This window comes from Pseudomonas saponiphila (genome assembly GCF_900105185.1).
GTDB lineage: Bacteria > Pseudomonadota > Gammaproteobacteria > Pseudomonadales > Pseudomonadaceae > Aquipseudomonas > Aquipseudomonas saponiphila.
Window position 1 is genome coordinate 1,590,433 of the sequence record NZ_FNTJ01000001.1, and the last position, 25,865, is coordinate 1,616,297.

The following is a 25,865-nucleotide window of genomic DNA, read 5'->3' on the forward strand; positions in this document are numbered from 1 at the left end:
CTTTGCGTGATATGGCGCTTGGACGTTTGCCGGTATGATAGGCGCCCCCGCAGTCTGGATTGCGAATACGCCATGACCTTGCAGTACCCAACCATCGCCGATTGCGTCGGCAACACCCCGCTGGTTCGTTTGCAGCGCCTGCCTGGCGCCACCAGCAATACCTTGCTGCTCAAGCTTGAGGGCAATAACCCGGCGGGTTCGGTCAAGGACCGTCCGGCACTGTCGATGATCACTCGCGCCGAACTGCGCGGGCAGATCCAGGCCGGCGATACCCTGATCGAAGCGACCTCGGGCAATACCGGCATCGCCCTGGCCATGGCTGCGGCGATCAAGGGCTACAAGATGATCCTGATCATGCCCGACAACTCCAGCGCCGAGCGCAAGGCGGCGATGACCGCCTATGGCGCCGAGTTGATTCTGGTCAGCCAGGAAGAGGGCATGGAAGGCGCCCGCGACCTGGCCGAACGCATGCAGGCCGAAGGTCGTGGCAAGGTGCTAGATCAGTTCGCCAACGGCGACAATCCCGAGGCCCACTACACCGGTACCGGTCCGGAAATCTGGCGCCAGACCCAGGGCAGCATCACCCACTTCATCAGCTCGATGGGCACCACCGGCACCATCATGGGCACTTCGCGCTATTTGAAAGAGCAGAACCCCGAGGTGCAGATCATCGGCCTGCAACCCATGGAGGGTTCGGCCATTCCCGGCATTCGCCGCTGGCCCGAGCAATACCTGCCGAAGATCTATCAGGCCAGTCGAGTCGACCGCATCGTCGACATGGCCCAGAGCGAAGCCGAAGACGTGACCCGCCGCCTGGCCCGGGAAGAGGGCATCTTCTGCGGCGTGTCTTCCGGTGGTGCGGTGGCAGCGATGCTGCGCCTGTCCCGGGAAGTGGAAAACGCGGTCATGGTCGCGATCATCTGTGACCGTGGCGATCGTTACCTGTCGACCGGCATCTTCGATGCGCCCAACTGATGGCTAAGCACGAGAGAGGCCTGCGCTTCCAGCCTGCGGGCGGCAGTCGGGCCCCACAGATTCCGGTGGGCAAGAAGCAGCGCTTGAACATCCAGCGTCTGGCCAACGACGGTCGTGGCATCGCCTTTGTCGAAGGGCGCACCTGGTTCGTCAGCGGCGCCCTGGCCGGTGAGGAAGTCGAGGCACGGGTATTGGGCAGTCATGGCAAGGTGGTGGAGGCCCGTACCGAGCGCATCTTCAACGCCAGTGAGCTGCGCCGCCCGGCAGCCTGTGCCCACGCCGGGCGTTGCGGCGGTTGCAGCGTGCAGCACCTGCCCCACGCCGAACAGCTTGCCCTGAAACAGCGCATGCTCGCCGAGCAGTTGTCCAAGGTTGCGGGGGTCGAGCCCGAGGCTTGGGCAGCGCCCTTGAGCGGTCAGGAGTTCGGCTATCGACGCCGCGCCCGGGTGGCGGTGCGTTGGGACGCCAAGGGCAAGCAGCTTGAAGTGGGATTTCGTGCCGCCGGCAGCCAGGACATTGTCGCCATCGACGATTGCCCGGTGCTGGTACAGGCCTTGCAACCCATCATGAGCCGCTTGCCGGCCATGTTGCGGCGCCTGAGCAAGCCCCAGGCGCTGGGGCATGTCGAGTTGTTCAGCGGTTCGGCCCTGGCCCTGCTGTTGCGGCACATGGCGCCACTGTCCGAAAGCGACCTTTCGATCCTCAAGGACTTCTGCGATTTCCACCAGGCGCAACTGTGGCTGCACGGTGAAGGCGAGCCACAACCCTTTGATCCATTGCAGTCGCTGGGCTACCGCCTGGAGACTTGGGATCTGCACCTGGCGTATCGACCCGGGGACTTCGTCCAGGTCAATGCCGGGGTCAACGAGGCGATGGTGGCCCAGGCTCTGGAGTGGCTGGCGCCGCAACCTCAGGAGCGGGTGCTGGATCTGTTCTGCGGCCTGGGCAACTTTGCCCTGCCGCTGGCCCGGCAGGTGCGAGAAGTGGTGGCGGTGGAAGGCGTGGCGGCCATGGTGGCGCGTGCCGCTGACAACGCCGCTAGCAACAATTTGCATAACACGCGCTTTTTTCAAGCCGATTTATCCCAGCCTCTGAGCGCTGCCGAGTGGGTTGATGAAGGCTTTTCTGCGGTACTCTTGGACCCACCCCGTGACGGTGCTTTCGAGGTGGTTCGCCACTTGGCGAGACTGGGCGCCAAGCGGCTGGTTTACGTGTCATGCAATCCGGCAACTCTGGCCCGTGACACGGTCGAATTGATCAAGCAGGGCTACAAGTTAAAACGTGCCGGGATCCTCGATATGTTTCCTCAGACGGCGCATGTCGAGGCCATGGCGTTATTCGAAGCGAGCTAGGATGGCTTGTCTAATCCGACTGATCCTTCAGGTGTGGTTCGCTGGCCCCGCGAGCTGCCCCTGAGCGTTGAGGATCAGCGATTTGACGCATTGAATGTGCGTCGTAGGGAAGGTAAAGCAAGATGGTACAGGTGAGAGCGCACCAGCCGATCAACACCGACGGCAGTATCAATCTCGAGGCATGGCTCGATCATACGGTCAGCGTCGATATGGCATTGGACCGTGAGGCCCTGAAAGAAGCCTGCGAGTTCGCTCGCGAGGCAGAGTTAAAACACATTGCCGCCAAGGGCCTGAGCGCCGAGGACGTGTCGAGTTTCAGCACGGGCCTGGAGATTGCTGAGATCCTTGCCGACCTCAAGTTGGATCAGGATTCCCTGGTCGCCGCGGTGCTGTACCGCGGTGTCCGCGAGGGCCAGATCCAGTTGCCGGCGGTCAGCCAGCGCTTTGGTCCGGTGGTGGCCAAGCTGATCGACGGCGTGCTGCGTATGGCCGCCATCACGGCCAGTCTCAGCCCTCGTCAATCCCTGGTGCTCGGCACTCAGGCCCAGGTGGAAAACCTGCGCAAGATGCTGGTGGCCATGGTCGATGACGTGCGCGTGGCACTGATCAAGCTGGCCGAGCGGACTTGCGCCATTCGGGCGGTGAAAGGCGCCGACGAAGAGAAGCGCAACCGGGTTGCCCGGGAGGTCTTCGACATCTACGCCCCCCTGGCTCACCGCCTGGGTATCGGCCATATCAAGTGGGAGCTGGAGGACCTGTCCTTCCGTTACCTGGAGCCTGAGCAATACAAGCAGATCGCCAAGCTCCTGCATGAGCGACGCCTGGATCGCGAGCGCTTCATCAGCGACGTGATGAACCAGCTGCAGAACGAGCTGAAGGCTACCGGGGTCAACGCCGACATCAGTGGGCGGGCCAAGCACATCTATTCCATCTGGCGCAAAATGCAGCGCAAGGGCCTGGAGTTCAGCCAGATCTACGACGTGCGCGCTGTGCGGGTGCTGGTGCCGGAAATGCGCGACTGCTACACCGCGCTGGGCATCGTGCACACCTTGTGGCGGCATATCCCCAAAGAGTTCGACGACTACATCGCCAACCCCAAGGAAAACGGCTACCGCTCGCTGCACACCGCGGTGATCGGTCCCGAGGGCAAGGTGCTGGAAGTGCAGATCCGCACCCATGCGATGCACGAGGAAGCGGAGCTGGGGGTTTGCGCCCACTGGAAATACAAGGGCACCGACGTCAAGTCCGGCTCCAACCATTACGAAGAGAAAATCTCCTGGCTGCGTCAGGTGCTGGAATGGCACGAGGAGCTGGGTGACATCGGTGGCCTGGCCGAACAGTTGCGGGTGGATATCGAGCCGGACCGGGTGTACATCTTCACCCCGGACGGCCACGCCATCGACCTGCCCAAGGGTGCCACGCCGCTGGACTTCGCTTACCGGGTGCACACCGAGATCGGTCACAACTGCCGGGGCGCGAAGATCAACGGGCGCATCGTGCCGCTCAACTACAGCCTGCAGACCGGCGAACAGGTAGAGATCATCACCAGCAAGCACGGCACGCCGAGCCGCGACTGGCTGAACCCGAACCTGGGCTACGTCACCACGTCCCGGGCGCGGGCGAAGATCGTCCACTGGTTCAAGCTGCAGGCTCGCGATCAGAACGTCGCCGCCGGCAAGACCCTGCTGGAACGCGAACTGAACCGTCTCGACCTGCCCCAGGTGGACTTCGACAAGCTGGCCGACAAGGCCAACATGAAGACCGCCGAGGACATGTTTGCCGCTCTGGGCGCGGGCGACCTGCGCCTGGCGCAACTGGTCAACCTGGCCCAGCAACTGGTTGAGCCGGAGCGCGGCAACGAGCAACTGGAGCTGATCCCGCGCAAGGCCGCCGGCTACAAGCCGGGCAAGCGCGGCGATATCCAGATCCAGGGCGTGGGCAACCTGATGACCCAGATGGCCGGCTGCTGCCAGCCGCTGCCGGGAGATGCGATCGTCGGTTACATCACCCAGGGCCGCGGGGTGAGCATTCACCGCCAGGACTGTGCCTCGGTGTTGCAACTGGCCGGACGCGAGCCGGAGCGGATCATCCAGGTCAGCTGGGGTCCGGTGCCGGTGCTCACCTATCCGGTGGACATCATCATCCGCGCCTACGATCGTTCCGGTCTGCTGCGTGACGTGTCCCAGGTACTGCTCAACGAGCGGATCAACGTGCTGGCGGTCAATACGCGCTCGAACAAGGAGGACAACACCGCGTTGATGTCCCTGACCATCGAGATTCCGGGCCTGGACGCATTGGGACGTTTGCTGGGGCGCATATCCCAGCTGCCGAACATCATCGAGACCCGGCGCAATCGAACCCCGTGATGCCCGCATGAAATGGATGAACTGATGTACAGCCTTGAAGACCTGTTGCACCTGATGGCGCGCCTGCGGGACCCGCAATACGGTTGCCCGTGGGACATCAAGCAGACCTACGCCAGCATCGTCCCCCATACCCTGGAGGAGGCCTACGAGGTCGCCGACGCCATCGAGCGCGGCGACTTCGACCACTTGCAGGGTGAGCTGGGCGACCTGCTGTTCCAGGTGGTGTATTACAGCCAGCTGGCCCGGGAGGAGGGGCGGTTCGAATTCGACGGTGTGGTGGACAGCATCACCCGCAAGCTGATCCGTCGGCATCCCCATGTGTTCCCTACTGGCGATCTGTACGCGCCGCTGGATATCCCGCGGCTCGATGAGGAGCAGGTCAAGGAGCGCTGGGAGCAGATCAAGGCCGAGGAGCGCGCAGAGAAGTCCGACGCTCCGCAGCAGTTGTCCCTGCTCGATGATGTGCCGGTGGCCCTGCCGGCCCTGTCCCGCGCGGCCAAGTTGCAAAAGCGCGCGGCGCAGGTCGGCTTCGACTGGCCGGATGCCCTGCCGGTGGTGGACAAGGTGCGTGAAGAACTGGACGAGGTGCTGGAGGCCATGGCCGACAACGACCCGGCGGCCATCACCGATGAAATCGGTGACTTGCTGTTTGTCGTGGTCAACCTGGCCAGGCATCTCAAGGTCGACCCGGAAACCGCCCTGCGTAGCGCCAATGCCAAGTTCGATCGGCGCTTCCGATTTATCGAGCAGGCATTGCGCGACACCGGTCGTCCCGTGGAAGATTGCACCCTCGAAGACTTGGATGCCCTGTGGGGTGAAGCCAAACGTCAGGAAAAGAATTTGCCCAGCTGCGGCTGAGGCCGTTGCCTAAGTGAGTAAGCACCATGAGCCTTTCCCTTCGCGACCAGTTGCTCAAAGCAGGGCTGGTCAACCAAAAGCAGGCCAAGCAGGTCAGCAAAGACAAGCAGAAGCAGCAGCGACTGGCCCATAAAGGCCAGATCGAACTCGATGATTCCCAGCAGCGCGCAGCCCAGGAAGCCATGGCCGAGAAGGTCAAGCGTGACCAGGAGCTCAACCGTCAGCAGCAGGAGAAGGCCGAGCAGAAGGCCCGTGCAGCGCAGATCAAGCAACTGATCGAAGTCTCGCGTCTGCCCAAGCTGAACACCGAGGACTACTACAACTTCGTCGACGACAAGAAGGTCAAGCGCCTGTCGGTGAACACCCTGATGCGCAACAAGCTGAGCAGCGGTTCCCTGGCCATCGTCCACCACGGTGGTGGCTATGAGGTGATTCCGCGGGAGGCGGCGCTGAAGATCCAGGAGCGCGACCCGCGGCGTATCGTGCAACTGAACACGCCAACCGAGGCGCCGGACGAGGACGATCCGTACGCGGCCTATCAGATCCCCGATGATCTGATGTGGTAAGCATCCTGTAACGACCAACCCCGCTCATGGCGGGGTTGGTGGTTTTTGCGCGGGGGATTTGCGTGGAATCCCGGCGCCTCTGTGTCGAGGTTGAATCAGGAGCTCTGGGATGCTCGGTTCTGCTCGAGCTTTTCCAGTTCGGCCTTGTAACTGTGGGCATCGCTCTCGGAGTGGAACATGCCCACCAGTAGGTCTTGTTGATGCACATCCCAGATTCGGACACCCGCGGCTACGCCTTCGTGGGACATATGTGAATCGTCGCGTTCAGTTACTTTTACAGTCATCTGCTGGCTCCAATTTCGGTTGATCTGCAGCAAGGCGTGTGCAGGCCTCTGTTATATGTTTTGTTAGCTTGCTAAGTAAATTGCCTGAATCTGCAACAGACCTTTGCAGGATTGGCGACAATCCTGCAGCCCGCGAAAACCGTGACATTTCGCCGCAGCGGCCGATCTTCCATGACAAAAGTTTCATCTTTGCCCCGTTGCGCCAGGGCCTCTGGGCGGGCTTGGCGAGTCGATTCCGGGCAAAAAAAAGCCCCGCTTTCGCGAGGCTTCCAGGGTGCTGCGGTTTAACTGCCTTTGACTGTCTTGCCGTTGACGGTGCCGTTGAGGAGCATGATGTTGTACTCCTTGCCGTCGGTTTCCACCTGTTGCAGGCGTACCAGCAGGTAATCCCAGTCCTTGGCGAACCACATGACGGTGATGCGTTTGCTTTGTGTCGGATCGCGGACGCGCTCGACCTTGATGGCATCGATCTGGCCGGCCTTGGTATCGACTTTTTCCGAACCCAGGACGCGGAAGTCGTAGGTGTCGACTTCACCGCCGTCGACCACTTGATAGCTCATGGTCTTCTTGCCGGCGGCCACATCGTGCTGCAGGGCCAACTGGTAGGTGGATTTGTCCACCATGCCGGTGTTCAGCGGCAGCTTGACCGCATCCCCGCGGTCGGTGCCGGTGACCATCTTGGCGTTCCAGTCGAAATCCAGGTCGGCTTTCTTGGCCTTGCCCAGACCGCCACGCTCGAAGTGATAGGACTGGGGCACCAGGGTGTCCTTGTCCAGGGTCAGGGTGCTTTCCTCGCTCAGGCTGGCGATCATCATCGACGCCTTGAAGCTGAGTTTCCAGGCACCATTGGCGGTTTTTTCCAGGCTGCGTTCAGCCGTGCCGCTCATGGGCAGTTGCTTCCAGTCGGCGGTGTAGCTGGCGGAGAACGGGTGAAGGTCTGCCGCCTGCACAACCGGCAGGGCGAACAGAGCGCAAGCGAAGAGCAGGGCGCGACGCATAAAATCTCCTAGGTTCGAATCAAATAGCCGCTGGCGGCCAGTAATTGACCATCCAGTAAAGCACCCTGATCGCCGAGCGTCAGTCGACCTTCGGCAAACCAGCGTACGGCCATGGGGTAAATCCGGTGTTCCTGGATGTGCACTCGCTGCGCCAGGCTTTGCGGCGAGTCGTGCAACTCTACCGGGATCACAGCCTGTACGACCAGTGGCCCGCCATCGAGTTCCTCGGTCACGAAGTGCACACTGCAGCCGTGCTCAGTATCCCCGGCCTCCAGCGCCCGCTGGTGAGTGTGTAACCCTTTGTATTTGGGCAGCAGCGAGGGATGGATATTCAGCAGCCGGCCCTGGTAGTGACGAACGAATCCGGCGCTGAGGATGCGCATGAATCCGGCCAGGACCACCAGTTTCGGTTGGAAGGTGTCAATCAGCTCGATCAGCCCCTGATCGAAGGCCTCGCGGCCTTCGAAGGTGGTGTGATCGAGGAAGCGGGTCGGGATCCCCGCTTCCTGGGCGCGCTGCAGCCCATAGGCGTCGGCGCGGTTGGAGATCACGGCAGCAATGCGGAACGGACTGTCGTCGCTCCGCGCGTTGTCGATCAGGGCTTGCAAGTTACTGCCGGTGCCGGACAGCAGCACCACAACATCACAGGTCGGCGACATCCGCTCTTGCATCAGTGAGCCTTGAGGTTCTTCAGCTCGACCTGGGCCGCGCCTTCGGCTGCGGTGGCGATCTGGCCGATGACCCAAGGTTGCTCGCCTGCTTCGCGCAGGACGTTCAGGGCATTTTCAACCTGGTCCTGAGCCACGCAGATGACCATGCCCACGCCGCAGTTCAGAACACGGTGCATTTCGTGCTCGTCGACGTTGCCTTGCTCTTGCAGCCAGTCGAAGACCGCCGGGCGTTTCCAGCTCGCCACGTCGACCACCGCCTGGGCGCCTTTTGGCAGTACGCGAGGAATATTGTCCAGCAGGCCGCCGCCGGTGATGTGAGCCATGGCCTTGACCGCGCCGGTGTCCTTGATCAGCTTCAGCAGCGGCTTGACGTAGATGCGGGTCGGGGCCATCAGCAGGTCGGTCAGTGGCTTGCCTTCCAGCTGGATGCTTTCGATGTCGGCGCCGGAGACTTCGATGATCTTGCGGATCAGCGAGTAGCCGTTGGAGTGCGGACCGGAGGATGGCAGGGCCAGCAGGACGTCACCGGTGGCCACTTTCGAGCCGTCGATGATCTCGGCCTTTTCCACCACGCCGACGCAGAAACCGGCCAGGTCGTAGTCTTCGCCTTCGTACATGCCGGGCATTTCAGCGGTTTCGCCGCCCACCAGGGAGCAACCGGACAGCTCGCAGCCGGCACCGATACCGGTGACCACCTGGGCGGCGGTATCCACGTTGAGCTTGCCGGTGGCGTAGTAGTCGAGGAAGAACAGCGGCTCGGCGCCGCAGACCACCAGGTCGTTGACGCACATGGCTACCAGGTCGATGCCGATGCTGTCGTGCTTGTTCAGGTTCAGGGCCAGGCGCAGCTTGGTGCCGACGCCGTCGGTGCCGGAAACCAGTACGGGCTGCTTGTAGCCGGCCGGGATTTCGCAGAGGGCGCCGAAACCGCCCAGGCCGCCCATGACTTCCGGGCGCGCAGTGCGCTTGGCGACGCTCTTGATGCGTTCGACCAATGCTTCACCGGCGTCGATGTCTACACCGGCGTCTTTGTAGCTCAGGGAGGGTTGCTTGCTCATGATCCAGGCCTTTAGGGGGGATTCAGGGGTATCGACCGAACCAGAGAGCCTGCCCGAGCACTGGGAAAGTGATTCAGGGTGCCCGGCTGGTGCCGGTCTGCGAAGGCGCGCGATTTTATCAGGCTTGAGGGGCAGCGGCCATCCTCGGGCCGACGGGTAGAGGCATATCCGCTTAAAAAAACCGTGATTGGCCGTGTTGGTGGTCTTGTCCATGCCTGTATAAGGTATAGCGCTCAAGTGGCTATCGTTATGACAGCGTGAAAACAGTCGGGCGACGGGTGAATGTTTTACCGGGGGCTGTGGTCACAGCCTTGCTCGCAGTGGTTCATGCGCGCTGTTTCAATCGTGTTTTTTGTCGTCGGGAATCTTCCATGCGTCTGGGTCAATTTCTGTTTGTGGGCTGTTTGTCATTGGTCAGCCTGGCGAGTCATGCCGAAACCCTCAATGGCCTGTATCAGGTGCGCGAACCGGTGAGCAGTCAGTCGCCCGAGGAGCGTGACCAGGCCACTCAGCGAGCCCTGGAGACTTTGGTCCTGCGCCTGACCGGCGATGCCAAGGCGGTTCAGGGGGCGGGGCTGGCGGCTATCCGCAAGGATCCGCAGCAGATCATCAGCCAATACGGCTACGACGCCGGTCCGCCGGAAAGCCTGCAAGTGGACTTTGATCCGGTCAGCACCGATCGTGCGCTGCGCCAGGCGGGCCTGCCGTTGTGGGGCAGCAACCGGCCATCGATCCTGGGCTGGTGGTTGAGCGATTCCACTGAGGGTTCGAGTCTGGTCGGCGACGGTCAGGCCAGTGCCGCGCCTCTGCGGCGTGCGGCGCAGCATCGCGGCCTGCCGCTGCGCCTGCCTCTGGGCGATCTGGATGAACAGATCGTTGCCACGGCGCCCAACCTCGAAGGTGCCGACCCGACTCCGTTGCGCCAGGCATCGGAGCGTTACGGCGCTGATGCGCTGCTGGCGGTGCATGCTCGTGAAGAGGGCGGGCAATGGCAGGCCAAGTGGCGTTTGTGGCTGGGCGATCAGAAAGAGCAGGGTACTGTCCAGGGCGCTGATACGGCGGCGCTGGCCGATGGCGTGCTGCTGGCGGTGAGTCAGCGCCTGGCGCCGCGTTTCGTCACGCGCCCGGGAGCCTCCAGCGAACAATTGCTGGAAGTGCAGGGCATGACCCTGGAGCACTACGCGGCGCTGGGGCATCTGTTGGAGCCTTTTGGTGCGCAGATTCAGAGCATCGACGGTGATCGCGTGATCTATCGGGTCAATGGCAGTGCAGAGCAACTGCGGGCGCAGTTGTCCCTGGCCAGGTTGCAGGAAATTCCTGCCGGTGAGGCGCAGGCCCCTGTGCAGGGGGCTGAAGGGACGGCGCCGGCGGTTGCTGCGCCGCAGGCCGCACAATTGCGTTTTCGCTGGTAGCAGATTGGTTTCCTTCTATATAGAAGCAGGAGTGGTTTATGGCTGATACGCGGCGTTGGGTCTGGTTGGGGGGCGTGCTCCTGGTCTGTGGGTTCGTCTATCTGTTGCATCCAATCCTCAGTCCGTTCCTGGTGGCGCTATTGCTGGCCTATCTGTTCGACCCGCTGGTGGATCGGCTGGAAGCGTGGGGGCTGTCGCGTACCTGGGGCGTGGTGGCGGTGTTTGCCTTGTTCACGCTGATCATCATGGCGCTGTTGCTGGTGCTGGTGCCGATGTTGGCCAAGCAGTTGCTGCGCCTCTACGAGCTGGCGCCGCAGATGCTCGATTGGGTGCAGCACACCGCCATGCCTTGGGTACAGGCCCGATTGGGCCTGGCGGATGGCTTCTGGAAGTTCGACAAGGTCAAGGCTGCGATCAGCGAGCACATGGGCCAGACCACCGACATTGTTGGCGTGGTGCTGAGCCAGGCCACTGCGTCGGGGCTGGCGCTGATCGGTTGGCTGGCCAACCTGGTGCTGATTCCGGTGGTCAGCTTCTACCTGTTGCGGGACTGGGACCTGATGATGGCCAAGATCCGCAGTCTGCTGCCGCGCAATCGCGAAGAGCAGGTGGTGTCTCTGGCGGGAGAGTGCCATGAGGTGCTAGGGGCGTTTGTCCGTGGGCAATTGCTGGTGATGCTGGCCCTGGGAATGATCTACGCGGCAGGACTGATGCTGGTGGGGCTCGAGCTGGGGTTGTTGATCGGCCTGATTGCCGGCTTGGCGGCGATCGTGCCGTACATGGGCTTTGTCATCGGTATTGGTGCGGCGCTGACTGCCGGCCTGTTCCAGTTCGGCGGTGACCTGTACCCCATGATCGGCATCGTTGCGGTGTTCATGGTGGGGCAGGCGCTGGAAGGGATGGTGCTGACGCCGTTGTTGGTGGGCGATCGTATCGGCCTGCATCCGGTGGCGGTGATATTCGCCATTCTCGCTGGCGGTGAGCTGTTCGGTTTTACCGGGGTACTGCTGGCCTTGCCTGTGGCAGCAGTGATCATGGTGCTGGTGCGGCACGTGCATGATCTGTACAAGGATTCAGACCTCTACAGCGGTGCCGAGGATCCTGATCTGTAGGCCAGTGCGCAGCGAGTGACGGCAATGAGCGCCTTGCGGGCCTGCGCTGGCTAGCGCTCATTGGCGGTTGCCCGGGCTGTCAAAGTTCGTCCTTGAATGCTGTTTTGCTGACGCAAACCTTTGATTTTGCTTGTGGTCTGCTGCATTGTGCGCTCGGCGTCACGGGTATAAACTTTGCAAACTTTACACAGAGGCCACTAACGGTTCCTTTGGAACTGTTCAGTCAGCATGAAACCGATTCAGCTGCCCCTAGGTGTGCGTCTGCGTGACGACGCCACCTTCATCAACTACTACCCAGGCGCCAATGCCGCAGCACTCGGCTACGTCGAGCGCCTTTGCGAAGCCGACGCCGGCTGGACCGAAAGCCTGATCTATCTCTGGGGCAAGGACGGCGTGGGCCGTACGCACTTGCTGCAGGCGGCCTGTCTGCGTTTTGAGCAGTTGGGGGAGCCTGCGGTTTATCTGCCGCTGGCGGAGCTGCTGGATCGCGGTATCGAGATTCTCGACAACCTGGAGCAGTACGAGCTGGTGTGTCTGGATGACCTGCAGGCGGTAGCGGGCAAGGCTGATTGGGAGGAGGCGCTGTTCCATCTGTTCAATCGCTTGCGTGACAGTGGCCGGCGTTTGCTGATTGCCGCTTCGACCTCGCCCCGTGAGTTGCCGGTGAAGCTGGCGGATTTGAAGTCTCGACTGACCCTGGCGCTGATTTTTCAGATGCGCCCGCTCTCCGATGAAGACAAATTGCGTGCCTTGCAGCTACGAGCGTCTCGTCGTGGACTGCATCTGACCGACGAAGTCGGGCATTTTATCCTGACCCGTGGGACCCGCAGCATGAGTGCTCTGTTCGAGCTGCTTGAGCGTCTTGATCAGGCCTCGTTGCAGGCTCAGCGCAAGCTGACCATTCCCTTCCTGAAAGAAACCCTGGGCTGGTAAAACCAAGGCTTGCAGCCGTTTTCTTGCAGGTCTTCGGCATATTTCAGGCGTCAGAAAGCGCGCCTTTGGAAGGGTTTCCAAAGACGGTTGGACTTTAAATGGGCTTAAAGCCTTAGATGTACGGAAGAAACTCATAAGTCACATTCTGATCGATTGAATTTGCAAATGAGGGCGATAGAAGGCATAGTCGCGTCTTCATTTATTTCAAGCCACGGTCGTGCCCATGCTAAATCGCTTCGCACCCCTCGTGCCTCTCGCACTCGTTACCCTGTTGTTTGGTTGCGCTTCCCACACTCCGGTGTCTCAGCAGCAAGCTGGCCAACAGGCTCAAGTCTCCGTCAAAAATCAGTCTTCCGCTGTTTACCAGGAAGAGCTGGCAACTGAAAAGGAACTGGCAGAGTTCTCTGACAGCAAGCCTTACCAGTTGCCAGTTCTGGCTGACAGCATCCTCGAGCGCGGCATGTCCCTGATCGGTACCCGCTACCGTTTCGGTGGTACCTCGGAAGCCGGCTTCGATTGCAGCGGTTTCATCGGCTATCTGTTTCGCGAAGAGGCGGGCATGAATCTGCCGCGCTCCACTCGCGAAATGATCAACGTCAAGGCCCCTCTGGTGGCGCGCAACAACCTCAAGCCGGGTGATTTGCTGTTCTTTAGCACCAACGGTCGCGGGCGCGTCAGCCATGCCGGTATCTACCTGGGCGATGATCAGTTCATCCACTCCAGCAGCCGCCGCAGCGGTGGTGTGCGGGTCGATAGCTTGGGCGACAGCTACTGGAGCAAGACCTTCATCGAAGCCAAGCGCGCGCTCGCCATGGCGCCAACCGTGGTCACTGCCCGCAAATAAGCGGATAGTTTGTAGGGCGAAGTTAAAGTCTTACTTGAAGTTTGGCGCGTAGACGCTAGAATCCTGATCTATTGTTGAAACTAACCGCGTAAGCCCTGCTTACGCGGTTTTGTTTTCAGTACCACGGCAGAGAAAGCCGCATCCCGATCAGGATTGTTCAGCTTATGTCGACCTCGGCCCGATTTGCCCTTATTGCCCTCGCCGCGCTGCTCAGCGCCTGCGCCAGCCGTACTCCGCCACCTGCGCCTGTGGTACGTGCACCGGTTTTCAACTCCTCCCAGGCCTTTTCTCCCGTCGCTGAAGATGTGCTGTTCCGCGCCTTGGGGCTGGTCGGCACGCCTTATCGTTGGGGCGGCAATACTCCGGATTCCGGGTTCGATTGCAGCGGCCTGATTGGCTATGTCTACCGCGATGCCGCGGGTATCTCCCTGCCACGTTCGACCCGGGAAATGATCGGTATGCAGGCGCCGGACGTGGGCAAGAACGCTCTGCAAACCGGTGACCTGATCTTCTTCGCCACCAATGGCGGCTCCCAGGTCAGTCATGCCGGGATCTATGTCGGCGAGGGGCGTTTTGTCCATGCCCCGGCCACCGGTGGTACGGTGAAGCTCGACAGCCTGTCCAAGGCCTACTGGCAGAAAGCCTACCTGAGCGCCAAGCGCGTGCTGCAGCCGGAACATCTGGCGCACAATCCATAATTCCACTCTGGTCGAGGTGCTTGTGACTGCGCGTACGCTCAACCTCGACGATGCCCTGTATCAATACCTGTTGGATGTTTCCCTGCGCGAAACGCCGCTGCTGCGACGTCTGCGGGATGAAACCCAGGCCCTGCCCAATGCCCGTTGGCAGGTAGCGCCGGAGCAGGGGCAGTTTCTTGCGCTGCTGATCAAGCTGACCGCTGCTCGCCAGGTGCTGGAAGTGGGAACCTTTACCGGCTATAGCGCCTTGTGCATGGCTCAGGCCCTTCCCTCTGACGGCTCGTTGATCTGTTGCGACCTGCCCGGTGACTACAACGCCACGGCCCGCCGTTACTGGCAGGAGGCGGGCCTTGAGCAACGCATCGAGCTGCGCCTGGCTCCGGCGCTGGAAACCCTGGTCGGCCTGGAGCTGGCCGGCCGGCATGAGTCTTTCGACTTGATCTTCATCGATGCCGATAAAGCCAATTACCCGGCCTATCTGGAGTCCGCCTTGCGTCTGTTGCGAGTCGGTGGCCTGGCGGTATTCGACAACACCTTGTGGAGCGGGCGTGTGCTGGAGGTGGCGCCCGCCAGCGAAGATACCCGAGCCATCCAGGCGCTCAATCGGGCCTTGAAGGATGACTCGCGCATCGACTTGTCTCTGCTGCCCCTGGGGGACGGCTTGACCCTGTGCCGCAAGCGCTGAGTCAGGGGGCTTTGGCAGCCGATACCCGCCAGATCGTGTTGCCGACGTCATCGGCCACCAGCAAGTCGCCTTGCCGATCGATCACTACCCCAACCGGGCGTCCATAGGCTTTTTCATCGGCGCTGAGAAAGCCGCTGAGCACGTCCACGGGTGGTCCCTGGGGCTTGCCGGCGCTGAAGGGGACGAAGATGACTTTGTAGCCACTGTGGGGCTTGCGGTTCCATGAGCCATGCTGACCGATGAACGCGCCTTCGTTGAACGGGGCGGGGAGCTTGCTGCCTTGGGCGAAGGTCAGCCCCAGAGAGGCGGTGTGCGGGCCAACGGCGTAGTCCGGGGCAATGGCCTTGCTCACCAGGTCGAGGTTTTGCGGTTTGACTCGGACATCCACATGCTGCCCGTAGTAGCTGAAGGGCCAGCCGTAGAAGGCGCCGTCCTTGACCGAGGTGATGTAGTCCGGCACTAGGTCGCTGCCGATCTCGTCGCGCTCGTTCACCGCGGTCCACAGCGCCCCGCTGACCGGCTCCCAGGCCAGACCGTTGGGATTGCGCAAGCCGGTGGCGAACAGGCGATGCTGCCCGCTGGTCCGATCCACCTCCCAGATCGCCGCGCGGCCCTGTTCCTGGTTCAGGCCATTTTCCCCGACGTTGCTGTTGGAGCCGACGGTGACGTAGAGCTTGCTCCCGTCCGGGCTGGCGATAACGTTCTTGGTCCAATGGTGATTGAGTGTGCCACCGGGCAGGTCGACGACCTTGGTGCCGGCCGCAGTGATCCGGGTGTCGCCGTTCTGGTAAGGAAAGCGCAGCAGCTTGTCGGTGTCCGCCACATACAGGTCATTGCCGACCAGGGTCATGCCAAACGGCGAATTCAGGTGGTCCAGGAACACGCTGCGGGTTTCGGCCACGCCATCGTGATCCTGGTCCCTCAGCAGGGTAATGCGGTTGGCGCTGGGTACCGCAGCGCCGGCGCGGCCCATGATTTTCCCGGCGATCCAGCCGCGAATGCCCTGGCTGTCATCGGGTTTGGGCGGTGCGTTGGTTTCCGCCACCAACACGTCGCCGTTGGGCAGGACATAGAGCCAGCGTGGATGATCGAGGTTTTCGGCGAAGGCATTGACCTGGGTGCCGGCTGCCGCCAGTGGTTTGGTGCCCTTGGGCCAGCCAATCGCCGGGGCGATGTTCACCGTGGGAATCAGCGTCGGGTTGGGTTCCGGCAGCTTGGGGGTCGGGCCGGTGCCGTCGGAAACTTGCAGGCTGGAGGTTTCGCCGCAGGCCGTAAGGCTGGCGGCGATCGCGATAAGCAAAGCGTGTCGAGACTTGAGCATGCTGATTTCCCTATGAGTGCACGGACGTCCTTGTCATAGAGGAGCATAGCCGGCGTATGGTTCCGCCTGATCAGCGAGCCTCCTTGAACAGTACGGCAACCCCGGGATGGTACTGGCCGGCCTCGTTGCGCAACTTGCGATAGGCATACGGAAAGTACCAGGCCACCGCGCAGCAGTGTTCCTTTTGCAGTTCGTCGAGCATGTCCTGAAGTTCTTCCGGGGTGGCACTGTGCTGAGCCTTTTGCGGGCTGACAAACAGGCAGCCGAGCCGCAGGTCGCTGGGGTAGCTGATTTTTCTCGCGTCACCGGCAACGTCGAGCAAGGCCTGGGTCAGGTGCAAGCCATTGACCTGCGGATTTCGGTGAACGTGACCGAGCGTTTCGCTAATACGTGACCGGTGCTTCCACCCCGGTTGCGCGGGTTCTGGATTGTAATCGCATCGGTCACGATGCGGCTTGTTCCTCGGCTTTTTTTCGGCGCAGCGACTCGCCTTTCATCGTCAGTCGGTAGGCGTTGTGCACCAGGCGGTCGAGGATGGCATCGGCCAGGGTCGGGTCGTTGATCCAGCCGTGCCAGTGCTCGATGGGCAGTTGGCTCGTCAGGATGGTGGAGCGGCTGCCAGCGCGGTCGTCGATCACCTCCAGCAGGTCATGCCGGGCTCCTTCCTCCAGCGGGGCTAGCGCCCAGTCGTCCAGCACCAGGACGTCGACCTTTGCCAGCTGTTGCAGGGTACGGCCGAAGCTGCCGTCGCCATGAGCGATGCGCAGTTGTTCCAGCAGGCGCGGGGTGCGCAGGTACAGGGTGCTATAGCCCTGGCGGCAGGCCTGGTTGCCCAGGGCGCAGGCCAGCCAGGTTTTGCCGGCACCGGTCGGGCCGGTCAGCAGCAGGTTGTGCTGCTGGCGGATCCAGTCGCCACTGGCCAGGGTGGCGATCAGACGCTCGTCCAGGGCGCGTCCGGTGCGGCGGTCGAGATCTTCCAGGCAGGCGTTGGCGTACTTGAGCTTGGCCTTCTTGCGCAGCCGTACCAGGCGCTGGTTGTCACGCCAGGCCAGTTCGCGGTCGAGCAGTAGGCCGAGGCGTTCATCGAAGCTCAGGCTGTGGCTGGCCGGCAGCGTCCATTGCTCTTCCAGGGCGCGGGCCATGCCGTCCAGGCGTAGCTGGTGCAGTTGATTCAGGGTGTGTTGCGGCATCATCGAACAGCTCCTGTTGCGGGGGTTGGTAGTAGTCGGCGCCACGGACGTTCTCGTGGTCGCCGGGTAAGGTCGTTTCGGCGGCACGCTGGGGCAGCGGCTGTTGATCCAGGCCTTGCTGGAGCAGGTTGCGCACGCTGCGCCCGGTGAAGGCGCGCAGGTGTACGGCACGTTCGGCAGCGGCTTCCAGGCGTGCATTGCCATAGCGCCGGGCCAGCGAGAGCAGGCCGAGGCAGGCGCGGTAGCCCATCTCCGGGTGCGGCTTGTGGGTCAGTTGGTGATCGATCAGTTGGCGCGTGTAGGGGCCGATCCGCGCGCCCCAGTCGAGCAGGCGTTGTGGCGTCCATTCGCGATGCGCCTGGTGCGCCGCGGGCATGTGCTCGCGCTGGGTACTGTAAGCGCCGCGTCGCCCCAGCAGCAGGTGGCTGGCCACCCGCCGGTTGCCATGCAGCACTTCCAGGGTGTGTGCCGTCAGTCGCACGTCCACGTTCTGCCGGGCCAGGGCGGAGGGCACGCTGTAGAAGCTGCCATTGACCTCGATGTGGTAGTCGATGCTGACCTTGCAGCGCTTGAAGGTGGCGACCTCGTAGGGATGCACCGGCAGCGCTCGCAAGGCCGGGCGATCCAGGCGCTCGAACCAGTCGCGCCGGCAGCCATCGAGCCGCTTGAACGGGCGCCGATTCAGATCCTCCAGCAGCTCGGCGATGGCCTGGTTAAGCGCATGCAGGCTGAAGAACTGCCGATGGCGCAGCCGCGCCATGATCCAGCGCTCGACCACCTGCACCGCCACCTCGGCCTTGGCCTTGTCCTGAGGCTTGCGTGGCCGTGCCGGCAGGATCACCGTCTGGTAATGACGCGCGCACTCCAGCGTGGCCCGGTTCAGGCCCGGCTCGTAGCGATCCGGCTGGGCGACCAGGGCGCGCGGATTGTCCGGCACAACCATTTCCGGCACGCCGCCAAAGTAGGTCAGAGCCTGGCCCAGCGAGGTCAGCCAGTCCACCTGGGTTTCGCCTGGCGTCGCGCAGGCATAGGTGTAATTCGAGGCGCCCAGGGCGGCGACGAAGATGTGCGCCCGGCGCACTTCGCCGGTGGCCGGGTCGACCACCGGCAGCGTCGGCCCGGCATAGTCGATGAATAGCTTCTCGCCCGCACGGTGCAGCTGACGCATCGAACGTTTGAGCGTCTGGGCGTAGCGCCGGTAGTGCTCGACGAACTGGGTGTAGCGGTAGGTCGGCTGGCCCGCATGCGCGGCGAGATATTCCTCCCACAGCAGCTGCAAGGTCACGCCCTTGCGTCGCAACTCGCGGTGGATGCTCAGCACATCGGGCAGCACTCGCTCACCGCGCGGCTTGTTCGTCGACGTCGGTGCAAACAAGGCGGCCGCCAGCGCGGCCTCGTCCATGGCCACCAGCGCCGGCCAGTCCAGCCCGGCCACCCGCGCCGCCGCGATGTACTTGCTAACCACGCCCTTGGACAGCTGCAAGGCACGGGCAATCTTCTCGTGGGACAAGCCGGCCTCAAACTTGAGGCGCAGACATTCTTTGATGTTTCGCATGGCTACTCGCGGCGCCGCCATCTTCCTCTCCCGAAATCGGTCGAGGATGGCGGCGCATCAGGTCATGCGCAACGAAGGGGAAGGCTTTCGCTAAGTCGTGACCGGCGATTTCGGTAAGCCGTGACCACCTGTTTCGGAACAGGCGGAAAATCGGTCACGTTGCTACCGAAATGAGCGGTCACGCGTTAGCGAAATGACCGGTCACGATCAACCGAAACGGCCGGTCACGGTGCTCCGAAATCCGCAATTGACCTGGGGCCAGCGCTGGGTGGCCTGAATGTAGGCGCGTTCTTCCCGGGTGGCCAGGTACAGATCGGTGCGGGCGTTGCGGGCGCCTTCTTCCTGCTGCTTTTTGCTGGGGCTGCGTTCGAGGCTGACCATCTCCGCCATCCAGGCGGCGGCGGAAAGCAATCCCAGGTTGGCCTGCTCGTCGAACCAGTAAGGGGTTTCGCTATCGCCGCGAATGGCGTTGTAGCGGTCAATGCAATCAAACCAGCGTTCCAGCATCGGGCGCAGGAATTCCAGCTTTGGATTGCTGATGATCATGCCTTGCATCGGGGTCCGTCCTTGTTGTTGTCTGGCGGTTGGGGTGAGTTATGGCTATTTGATATCAATGTGCTGAGTGTGGCACAAGATTGGCGCCAGTTTGTTGATGCGGTGCAGTTTTGTGTGTTGTGCGACGGCTGGCTTTAATTGACGCTCCACCCCCAACCCTCTAACCTTCGCGACTTGTTTCAGGTGCTCTGTGGCCGCTGGTCGACAGAGTGAAACAGGGAAGCCGGTCAGGGCCTGTTCCAGCGATGGACATGGCGACGATTCCGGCGCTGCCCCCGCAACGGTAGATGAGTCAAGGCTGCGCCAAATGCCACTGTGTCCACGACATGGGAAGGCGCGCAGTCAGGCAGCAATGCCCCTCATGAGCCCGGAGACCGGCCTGATCCATCCAACGGCATCACGGTGGGCGATGCCAGGCTTGCGCCGTCTATTCCTTTTCCTGCCCGCCGTTCCCCAGCCCCAACGGAGAGCTGCCCCATGAGTGAATCCCCCGATCGTGACGAGCGCCATGTGGCGCGCATGTTGCGCAAGAAAGCCGTGATCGATGAGCGCATCGCCAACTCGCCCAACGAATGTGGCCTGTTGCTGGTGCTGACCGGCAATGGCAAGGGCAAGAGCAGTTCGGCTTTCGGCATGCTGGCGCGGTCCATGGGCCATGGCATGCAGTGCGGCGTGGTGCAGTTCATCAAGGGCCGTAACAGCACTGGCGAAGAGCTGTTCTTCCGGCGTTTTGCGCCGCAGGTGCGTTTTCATGTGATGGGCGAGGGCTTTACCTGGGAAACCCAGGACCGCCAGCGCGATATCGCCGCGGCCGAAGCTGCCTGGGCGGTATCCAAGGAACTGCTGAGCGACCCGGGCATCGGTCTGGTGGTGCTCGACGAGCTGAACATCGCCCTCAAGCACGGCTACCTGGATCTGGACCAGGTGCTCAGCGACTTGCAAGCCCGTCCGCCCATGCAGCATGTGGTGGTGACCGGCCGCGGGGCCAAGCCGGAACTGATCGAACTGGCGGATACCGTCACCGAAATGGGCATGGTCAAGCATGCCTTCCAGGCCGGCATCAAGGCGCAGAAAGGTGTTGAGCTGTGAGTGTGACTTCATGACCGATGTTCGTCATTGCCCGGCGGTATTGATCGCCGCACCGGCTTCCGGCCAGGGCAAGACCACCGTGACCGCCGCCCTAGCTCGCCTGCACCGCAATCAGGGGCGCAAGGTACGGGTGTTCAAATGCGGCCCGGACTTTCTCGACCCGATGATTCTCGAACGTGCCAGCGGCGCTCCGGTGTACCAGCTGGACATGTGGATGGTGGGCGAGCAGGAAAGCCGGCGCTTGCTCTGGGAAGCCGCGGCTGACGCCGACCTGATCCTGATCGAAGGGGTCATGGGGCTGTTCGACGGCACGCCCTCCAGTGCCGATCTGGCACGGCATTTCGGGGTGCCGGTACTTGGTGTGATCGATGGTACCGCCATGGCCCAGACCTTCGGGGCGCTGGCCCTGGGCTTGGCCCGTTATCAGCCGGACCTGCCGTTTGCCGGGGTGCTGGCCAACCGGGTCGGCACCTTGCGCCACGCGCAGTTGCTCGAAGGCAGCCTCACCGAGGGCTTGCGCTGGTACGGCGCCCTGTCCCGGGAAACCGATATCGAACTGCCCAGCCGCCACCTGGGGCTGGTGCAGGCCCGTGAACTGAACGATCTCGACCTGCGCCTGGATGCCGCCGCCGAGGCGCTGGCCAGCAGCTGTCAGGTGGAGCTGCCGCCTGCGGTGAGTTTCGCCGCGCCAACGCCAGTGGCTTGCGCGCCTTTGCTGGAGGGGGTGCGCATCGCCGTGGCCCGTGACGAGGCGTTTGCCTTTACTTACGGTGCCAGCCTCGATCTGTTGCGGGCCATGGGCGCGCAGTTGCATTTCTTCTCCCCTATCCATGACGCGCAGTTGCCAGAGGCGGACAGCCTGTACCTGCCCGGTGGCTACCCAGAGTTGCATCACCAGGCCCTGGCGCAGAACCGCGCCATGCTCGACGCGATTCGTGCCCACCATGGCGCGGGCAAGCCGTTGCTCGCCGAGTGTGGCGGCATGCTTTACCTGCTCGACTCCCTGACCGATGTCGAAGGCCAGAGTGCCGAGCTGTTGGGGCTGCTGCCCGGCGCGGCGGTGATGCAGAAGCGTCTGGCGGCCCTGGCCTTGCAGGCCGTGGAGTTGCCGGAGGGCAGCTTGCGTGGTCATACCTACCATCACTCCCTGACCACGACCGCCCTTGAGCCGATTGCCCGTGGCATCAGTCCCAACGGTGGGCGCGGGGCGGAGGCGGTGTATCGCGATGGACGCATGACCGCTTCTTATGTGCACTTCTACTTTCCATCCAATCCGGCAGCGGTAGCGGCATTGTTCGCTCCGGCTCCTGCAGGGAGTGTGAGTGGTGAGTGAGCAGGGATTTTCTGCGGCGGAGCGTGAGGCCGTGTATCGCGCCATCGCCGAACGCCGGGACATGCGGCATTTCGCCGGTGGCAGTGTCGCGCCCGAGTTGCTGCGCCGTTTGCTGGAGGCGGCGCATCAGGCGCCCAGCGTGGGGCTGATGCAGCCCTGGCGCTTTATCCGCATCAGCGATCGCCTGTTGCGCGGGCGCATCCAGCAGTTGGTGGAGGAGGAGCGGGTGCGCACCGCCGAGGCGCTGGGCGAGCGTTCCGATGAGTTCATGCAGCTTAAGGTCGAGGGCATTCATGACTGTGCCGAGGTGCTGGTGGCGGCCCTGATGGATGGCCGCGAGCGGCATGTCTTCGGCCGGCGGACCCTGCCGGAAATGGACCTGGCCTCGCTGTCCTGTGCCATTCAGAACCTCTGGCTGGCGGCGCGCAGCGAAGGCCTGGGCATGGGCTGGGTATCGCTGTTCGAGCCCCAGGCCCTGGCTGACCTGCTGGGATTGCCCGCCGGTGCCAAGCCCCTGGCCGTGCTGTGCCTGGGACCGGTTACCGAGTTCTATCCGGCGCCGATGCTGGCGCTGCAGGGCTGGGCGCAGCCCCGGCCATTGAGTGAGTTGCTGTATGAAAATTACTGGGGAGTGAGTCAATGAGCGTGGCGTTGCTGAGTGTCGCCGGGGTGGCGCTGGATGCGCTGCTGGGTGAGCCCAAGCGCTGGCATCCGCTGGTGGCCTTCGGCCGCATGGCGGATCGTATCGAGCAACGTTTCAACGCTGCGGGCCGAGGCTGGCGCAGCCATGGCGTCAGCGCCTGGGTGCTGGCGGTACTGCCCCTGACCCTGTTGGCCACCGCCCTGTCCTGGCTGCCCTACATCGGTTGGCTGGTGGAGATCCTGGCGCTGTATTGCGCGCTGGGCCTGCGCAGTCTCGGCGAGCACGTCGAGCCGGTGGCCCGGGCCTTGCGCAGCGATGATCTGCAGGAAGCCCGGCGCCGGGTGGGGTTCCTGGTGAGCCGCCAGACCAGCGAACTGGACGCCACCGCCGTGGCCCGTGCGGCTACCGAATCGGTGCTGGAGAACGGCAGCGACGCGGTGTTCGCCGCGTTGTTCTGGTTTGCCGTGGCCGGCGCGCCGGGGGTGGTGCTCTATCGCCTGAGCAACACTCTGGATGCGATGTGGGGCTACCGTAACGAGCGCTTCGAGCGTTTCGGCTGGGCGGCGGCGAAGATCGACGACCTGCTCAATTACATTCCTGCGCGTCTGGTGGCCCTGACCTACGCCTTGCTCGGCAAGACCCGTCTGGCGCTGCGGTGCTGGCACCGCCAGGGCCCGACCTGGGACAGCCCGAATGCCGGCCCGGTCATGGCGGCCGGAGCGGGAGCCCTGGGTGTGGAGCTGGGCGGGGCGGCGATCTATCACGGTGAGTTGCATCAGCGTCCGCCTCTGGGCGAAGGCGAGCCGGCCAGTGCCGACTCCATTGATCGTGGCTGGCAGTTGGTGCAGCGAGGTGTCTGGCTGTGGTTGTTGATTCTGTGTCTGGGGGCTGAATTCTATGCTTGAGCACGGTGGAAAGTTGCGCAAGGCGGCCCAGGAATACGGGATTGCCGAAGAAGCCTGGCTGGACCTGTCCAGCGGATTGGCGCCCTGGCCGTTTCCCGTGCCGGCCATTCCCCTGCGGGCCTGGGCGCGCCTGCCGGAAACCGATGACGGTCTGGAGCAGGCGGCCTGTGCCTATTACGGAGCCGACGAGGTATTGCCGGTGGCCGGTTCCCAGGCCGCGATCCAATTGCTGCCGCGACTGCGGCGGGCGGGCAAGGTCGGGGTGTTGTCGCCCTGTTATGCCGAGCACGCCGAAGCCTGGCGCCGCAGTGGCTACCGGGTGCGAGAGGTGCTGGAGCAGGAAGTGGATTTCTTTCTCGACAGCCTCGATGTGCTGGTGGTGGTCAACCCCAACAACCCCACCGGCCTGAGCCTGACTCCGGCACGCCTGCTGGATTGGCACGCGCGCCTGGCCCAACGCGGCGGCTGGCTGGTGGTGGATGAAGCCTTCATGGACAACACCCCGGACCTGAGCCTGGCCCGCCATGCCCATCAGGTGGGGCTGATTGTCCTGCGTTCGTTTGGCAAGTTCTTTGGCCTGGCCGGCGTGCGCCTGGGGTTTGTCCTGGCCGAGCGCCGGCTGCTCAAGCTGCTGGCGGAGCAGGTGGGGCCCTGGGCGGTCAGTGGACCGACCCGGGTGCTGGGACAGGCGTGCCTGCGGGATGTCGAGGGGCATGCGCGGCAGCGCCTGCGCAGCGAGGCGGCCAGTCAGCGCCTGAGTGAGATCCTGGAAGGCTTCGGCTTCAAGCCACAGGGTGGCTGTGCACTGTTCCAATGGCTGATTACCGTCGAGGCCGAGCGGCTTTATCAATTCATGGCGCGGCGCGGCATTCTGCTGCGGCTGTTCGTTCACAACAGCAGCCTGCGTTTCGGCCTGCCCGCCGACGATGCCGATTGGACACGCCTGGAGCAGGCGCTGCAGGCCTATCGCAAGGAATACCCATGACCACCCTGATGGTGCAGGGCACCACCTCGGATGCCGGCAAGAGCACCCTGGTTACCGCGCTGTGTCGCTGGCTGCTGCGCCAGGGCGTCAGCGTGGTGCCGTTCAAGCCGCAGAACATGGCGCTCAACAGTGCGGTGACCGCCGAAGGTGACGAAATCGGTCGGGCCCAGGCGGTCCAGGCCCAGGCGGCCAACCTGGCGCCCCACACCGACATGAACCCGGTGTTGCTCAAGCCCAACAGCGACACCGGCTCTCAGGTGATCATTCACGGTCGCGCCGTGACCACCATGAATGCCGTGGCCTATCACGACTACAAGGCCATCGCCATGCAGGCGGTGCTGGCTTCCCATGAGCGCCTGCGGGGTGCTTATGAGGTGGTGATGGTGGAGGGCGCCGGCTCGCCGGCGGAGATCAATCTGCGTGCCGGCGACATCGCCAACATGGGTTTCGCCGAGGCGGTGGACTGCCCGGTGCTGCTGATCGCCGATATCAACCGTGGCGGGGTGTTCGCCCATCTGGTGGGCACCCTGGAGCTGCTGTCGCCTAGTGAACAGGCGCGGGTCAAGGGCTTCATCATCAACCGCTTCCGAGGCGACCTGGCCCTGCTGCAACCGGGACTGGACTGGCTGGAGGCCCGCACTGGCAAGCCGGTGCTCGGGGTGCTGCCCTATGTGATGGACCTGCACCTGGAAGCCGAGGACGGCATCGATCGACGTCAGGCCGGCAAGGTCGAGCACGTGCTCAAGGTGGTGGTGCCGGTGTTGCCGCGGATCAGCAACCACACGGATTTCGACCCGCTGCGCTTGCATCCCCAGGTCGACTTGCAATTTATCGGGCCCGGGCAGGCGATTCCTGCCGCCGACCTGATCATCCTTCCCGGTTCGAAAAGCGTGCGCGGTGATCTGGCCTACCTGCGCAGCAACGGCTGGGAGCAAGCGCTTTCCCGGCACTTGCGCTACGGCGGCAAGGTGCTGGGTATTTGCGGCGGCCTGCAGATGCTCGGCGAGCAGGTGCACGACCCGCTGGGCCTGGAGGGCGCAGCCGGTTCCAGCCCGGGTCTGGGCCTGCTGGCCTTTGCAACCGTGCTGGAAAAGGAGAAGCAGCTGCGCAACGTCAGTGGCCGCCTGACCCTGGAGAATGCGCCGGTCAGTGGCTATGAGATTCACGCCGGGGTCACTCGTGGACCAGCCCTGGAGCAGGCCGCCGTGCAGTTGGACGATGGACGTAGCGACGGTGCCTTGAGCGCCGATGGGCAGATTCTCGGCACCTACCTGCATGGCCTGTTCGAAACCCCGGCGGCCTGCAGCGCGCTGTTGCGCTGGGCTGGCCTGGAGGCGGTCCAGGAGGTGGACTACCACGCCTTGCGCGAGCGCGATATCGAGCGTCTGGCGGATCTGGTGGAGCGACATCTGGACACCGCCGCGCTGCTCACGCTCTGTGGTCGCTAGAACTGCGATGAACATTCATTTCAAAGGTG

General features: G+C 63.1%; 24 protein-coding genes, 2 pseudogenes and 1 riboswitch. Of the genes and pseudogenes, 17 read left to right on the forward strand and 9 right to left on the reverse strand.

All coding sequences use genetic code 11. The annotated features are described in order from the left end of the window. Positions 1–72 precede the first annotated feature (72 nt). From cysM to BLV47_RS07640, 5 genes are all read left to right on the forward strand, one after another. The gene (cysM, locus tag BLV47_RS07620; protein WP_060840551.1) at positions 73–975 is read left to right on the forward strand and encodes a cysteine synthase CysM; all 903 of its coding nucleotides are present in this window, start codon (positions 73–75) and stop codon (positions 973–975) included. Continuing rightward, complete coding sequence (gene rlmD / locus BLV47_RS07625) at positions 975–2,327, forward strand: 23S rRNA (uracil(1939)-C(5))-methyltransferase RlmD (RefSeq protein WP_092311739.1); 1,353 nt, start codon at positions 975–977, stop codon at positions 2,325–2,327. Before cysM ends, rlmD begins: the two co-directional genes overlap by 1 nt. 122 nt (positions 2,328–2,449) lie before the next feature. Next, positions 2,450–4,693 (forward strand): GTP diphosphokinase, encoded by a 2,244-nt coding sequence (gene relA, locus BLV47_RS07630; RefSeq protein WP_092311743.1) that lies wholly within the window; start codon positions 2,450–2,452, stop codon positions 4,691–4,693. A gap of 24 nt (positions 4,694–4,717) precedes the next feature. Next, complete coding sequence (gene mazG, locus BLV47_RS07635; protein ID WP_092317092.1) at positions 4,718–5,551, forward strand: nucleoside triphosphate pyrophosphohydrolase; 834 nt, start codon at positions 4,718–4,720, stop codon at positions 5,549–5,551. 26 nt (positions 5,552–5,577) lie between these two features. Beyond that, entirely contained in the window at positions 5,578–6,117 is a 540-nt protein-coding gene (locus BLV47_RS07640) for a DUF2058 domain-containing protein (RefSeq protein WP_060840548.1), read from the forward strand. A gap of 95 nt (positions 6,118–6,212) precedes the next feature. On the opposite strand, the gene BLV47_RS07645 is transcribed toward BLV47_RS07640, so the two are convergent. The 4 genes from BLV47_RS07645 to purM form a co-directional block, all read right to left on the reverse strand. Further along, positions 6,213–6,401: a hypothetical protein gene (locus BLV47_RS07645; protein ID WP_092311746.1), complete on the reverse strand. Its 189-nt coding sequence runs from the start codon at positions 6,399–6,401 to the stop codon at positions 6,213–6,215. Between the two features lie 284 nt (positions 6,402–6,685). Beyond that, on the reverse strand, positions 6,686–7,399 hold the full coding sequence (locus BLV47_RS07650) for a DUF3108 domain-containing protein (protein ID WP_047305628.1): 714 nt from the start codon (positions 7,397–7,399) through the stop codon (positions 6,686–6,688). Positions 7,400–7,407: 8 nt separating this feature from the next. After that, positions 7,408–8,058, reverse strand: a complete 651-nt coding sequence (purN, locus tag BLV47_RS07655) for a phosphoribosylglycinamide formyltransferase (protein ID WP_092317095.1) — start codon at positions 8,056–8,058, stop codon at positions 7,408–7,410. Between the two features lie 11 nt (positions 8,059–8,069). Continuing rightward, positions 8,070–9,128 (reverse strand): phosphoribosylformylglycinamidine cyclo-ligase, encoded by a 1,059-nt coding sequence (gene purM, locus BLV47_RS07660; protein ID WP_092311749.1) that lies wholly within the window; start codon positions 9,126–9,128, stop codon positions 8,070–8,072. Positions 9,129–9,499: 371 nt separating this feature from the next. On the opposite strand from purM, the gene BLV47_RS07665 reads away from it, so the two are divergent. The 6 genes from BLV47_RS07665 (at position 9,500) to BLV47_RS07690 (ending at position 14,812) form a co-directional block, all read left to right on the forward strand. Beyond that, on the forward strand, positions 9,500–10,540 hold the full coding sequence (locus tag BLV47_RS07665; protein ID WP_092311752.1) for a DUF2066 domain-containing protein: 1,041 nt from the start codon (positions 9,500–9,502) through the stop codon (positions 10,538–10,540). A 38-nt stretch (positions 10,541–10,578) separates the two neighbouring features. Further along, complete coding sequence (locus BLV47_RS07670; RefSeq protein WP_092311755.1) at positions 10,579–11,652, forward strand: AI-2E family transporter; 1,074 nt, start codon at positions 10,579–10,581, stop codon at positions 11,650–11,652. A gap of 228 nt (positions 11,653–11,880) precedes the next feature. Then, complete coding sequence (gene hda, locus BLV47_RS07675) at positions 11,881–12,585, forward strand: DnaA regulatory inactivator Hda (protein WP_007898944.1); 705 nt, start codon at positions 11,881–11,883, stop codon at positions 12,583–12,585. A 223-nt stretch (positions 12,586–12,808) separates the two neighbouring features. Then, a complete protein-coding gene (locus tag BLV47_RS07680; RefSeq protein ID WP_092311758.1) occupies positions 12,809–13,429 on the forward strand; it encodes a C40 family peptidase in 621 nt (206 codons plus the stop codon). A 164-nt stretch (positions 13,430–13,593) separates the two neighbouring features. Next, complete coding sequence (locus BLV47_RS07685) at positions 13,594–14,127, forward strand: C40 family peptidase (RefSeq protein WP_092311761.1); 534 nt, start codon at positions 13,594–13,596, stop codon at positions 14,125–14,127. A 22-nt stretch (positions 14,128–14,149) separates the two neighbouring features. Beyond that, a complete protein-coding gene (locus BLV47_RS07690) occupies positions 14,150–14,812 on the forward strand; it encodes a class I SAM-dependent methyltransferase (protein WP_092311764.1) in 663 nt (220 codons plus the stop codon). 1 nt (position 14,813) lies between these two features. Here BLV47_RS07690 and BLV47_RS07695 read toward each other — a convergent pair whose 3' ends face one another. The 5 genes and pseudogenes from BLV47_RS07695 to BLV47_RS07715 all read right to left on the reverse strand — a co-directional run. Then, positions 14,814–16,133, reverse strand: a complete 1,320-nt coding sequence (locus tag BLV47_RS07695; RefSeq protein WP_092311767.1) for a PQQ-dependent sugar dehydrogenase — start codon at positions 16,131–16,133, stop codon at positions 14,814–14,816. Between the two features lie 70 nt (positions 16,134–16,203). Beyond that, a pseudogene (locus BLV47_RS07700) lies at positions 16,204–16,494 on the reverse strand (hypothetical protein); the annotation flags it as partial. Positions 16,495–16,576: 82 nt separating this feature from the next. After that, positions 16,577–17,326, reverse strand: coding sequence for an IS21-like element IS1474 family helper ATPase IstB (gene istB / locus BLV47_RS07705; RefSeq protein WP_062838242.1), 750 nt, complete (start codon positions 17,324–17,326; stop codon positions 16,577–16,579). After that, positions 17,214–18,899, reverse strand: a complete 1,686-nt coding sequence (gene istA / locus BLV47_RS07710) for an IS21 family transposase (RefSeq protein ID WP_062838241.1) — start codon at positions 18,897–18,899, stop codon at positions 17,214–17,216. Before istA ends, istB begins: the two co-directional genes overlap by 113 nt. Positions 18,900–19,124: 225 nt before the next feature. Continuing rightward, positions 19,125–19,433, reverse strand: a pseudogene (locus BLV47_RS07715) (hypothetical protein); the annotation flags it as partial. A 164-nt stretch (positions 19,434–19,597) separates the two neighbouring features. Then, positions 19,598–19,830, forward strand: a riboswitch (cobalamin riboswitch). A gap of 80 nt (positions 19,831–19,910) precedes the next feature. Here BLV47_RS07715 and cobO point away from each other — a divergent pair. The 6 genes from cobO to BLV47_RS07745 are packed head-to-tail and all read left to right on the forward strand — an operon-like array spanning position 19,911 to position 25,836. Then, positions 19,911–20,522 (forward strand): cob(I)yrinic acid a,c-diamide adenosyltransferase, encoded by a 612-nt coding sequence (cobO, locus tag BLV47_RS07720; protein WP_092311770.1) that lies wholly within the window; start codon positions 19,911–19,913, stop codon positions 20,520–20,522. 10 nt (positions 20,523–20,532) lie between these two features. Then, positions 20,533–21,855: a cobyrinic acid a,c-diamide synthase CobB gene (locus BLV47_RS07725; RefSeq protein ID WP_092311773.1), complete on the forward strand. Its 1,323-nt coding sequence runs from the start codon at positions 20,533–20,535 to the stop codon at positions 21,853–21,855. Beyond that, positions 21,848–22,498, forward strand: a complete 651-nt coding sequence (gene bluB / locus BLV47_RS07730; RefSeq protein ID WP_092317098.1) for a 5,6-dimethylbenzimidazole synthase — start codon at positions 21,848–21,850, stop codon at positions 22,496–22,498. The genes BLV47_RS07725 and bluB overlap by 8 nt, the downstream gene beginning before the upstream one ends. Continuing rightward, complete coding sequence (gene cbiB, locus BLV47_RS07735) at positions 22,495–23,403, forward strand: adenosylcobinamide-phosphate synthase CbiB (RefSeq protein WP_092311776.1); 909 nt, start codon at positions 22,495–22,497, stop codon at positions 23,401–23,403. The genes bluB and cbiB overlap by 4 nt, the downstream gene beginning before the upstream one ends. After that, positions 23,396–24,388, forward strand: coding sequence for a threonine-phosphate decarboxylase CobD (cobD, locus tag BLV47_RS07740; protein WP_092311779.1), 993 nt, complete (start codon positions 23,396–23,398; stop codon positions 24,386–24,388). Before cbiB ends, cobD begins: the two co-directional genes overlap by 8 nt. Beyond that, positions 24,385–25,836, forward strand: a complete 1,452-nt coding sequence (locus tag BLV47_RS07745; RefSeq protein WP_092311782.1) for a cobyric acid synthase — start codon at positions 24,385–24,387, stop codon at positions 25,834–25,836. The genes cobD and BLV47_RS07745 overlap by 4 nt, the downstream gene beginning before the upstream one ends. Positions 25,837–25,865: the final 29 nt, after the last annotated feature.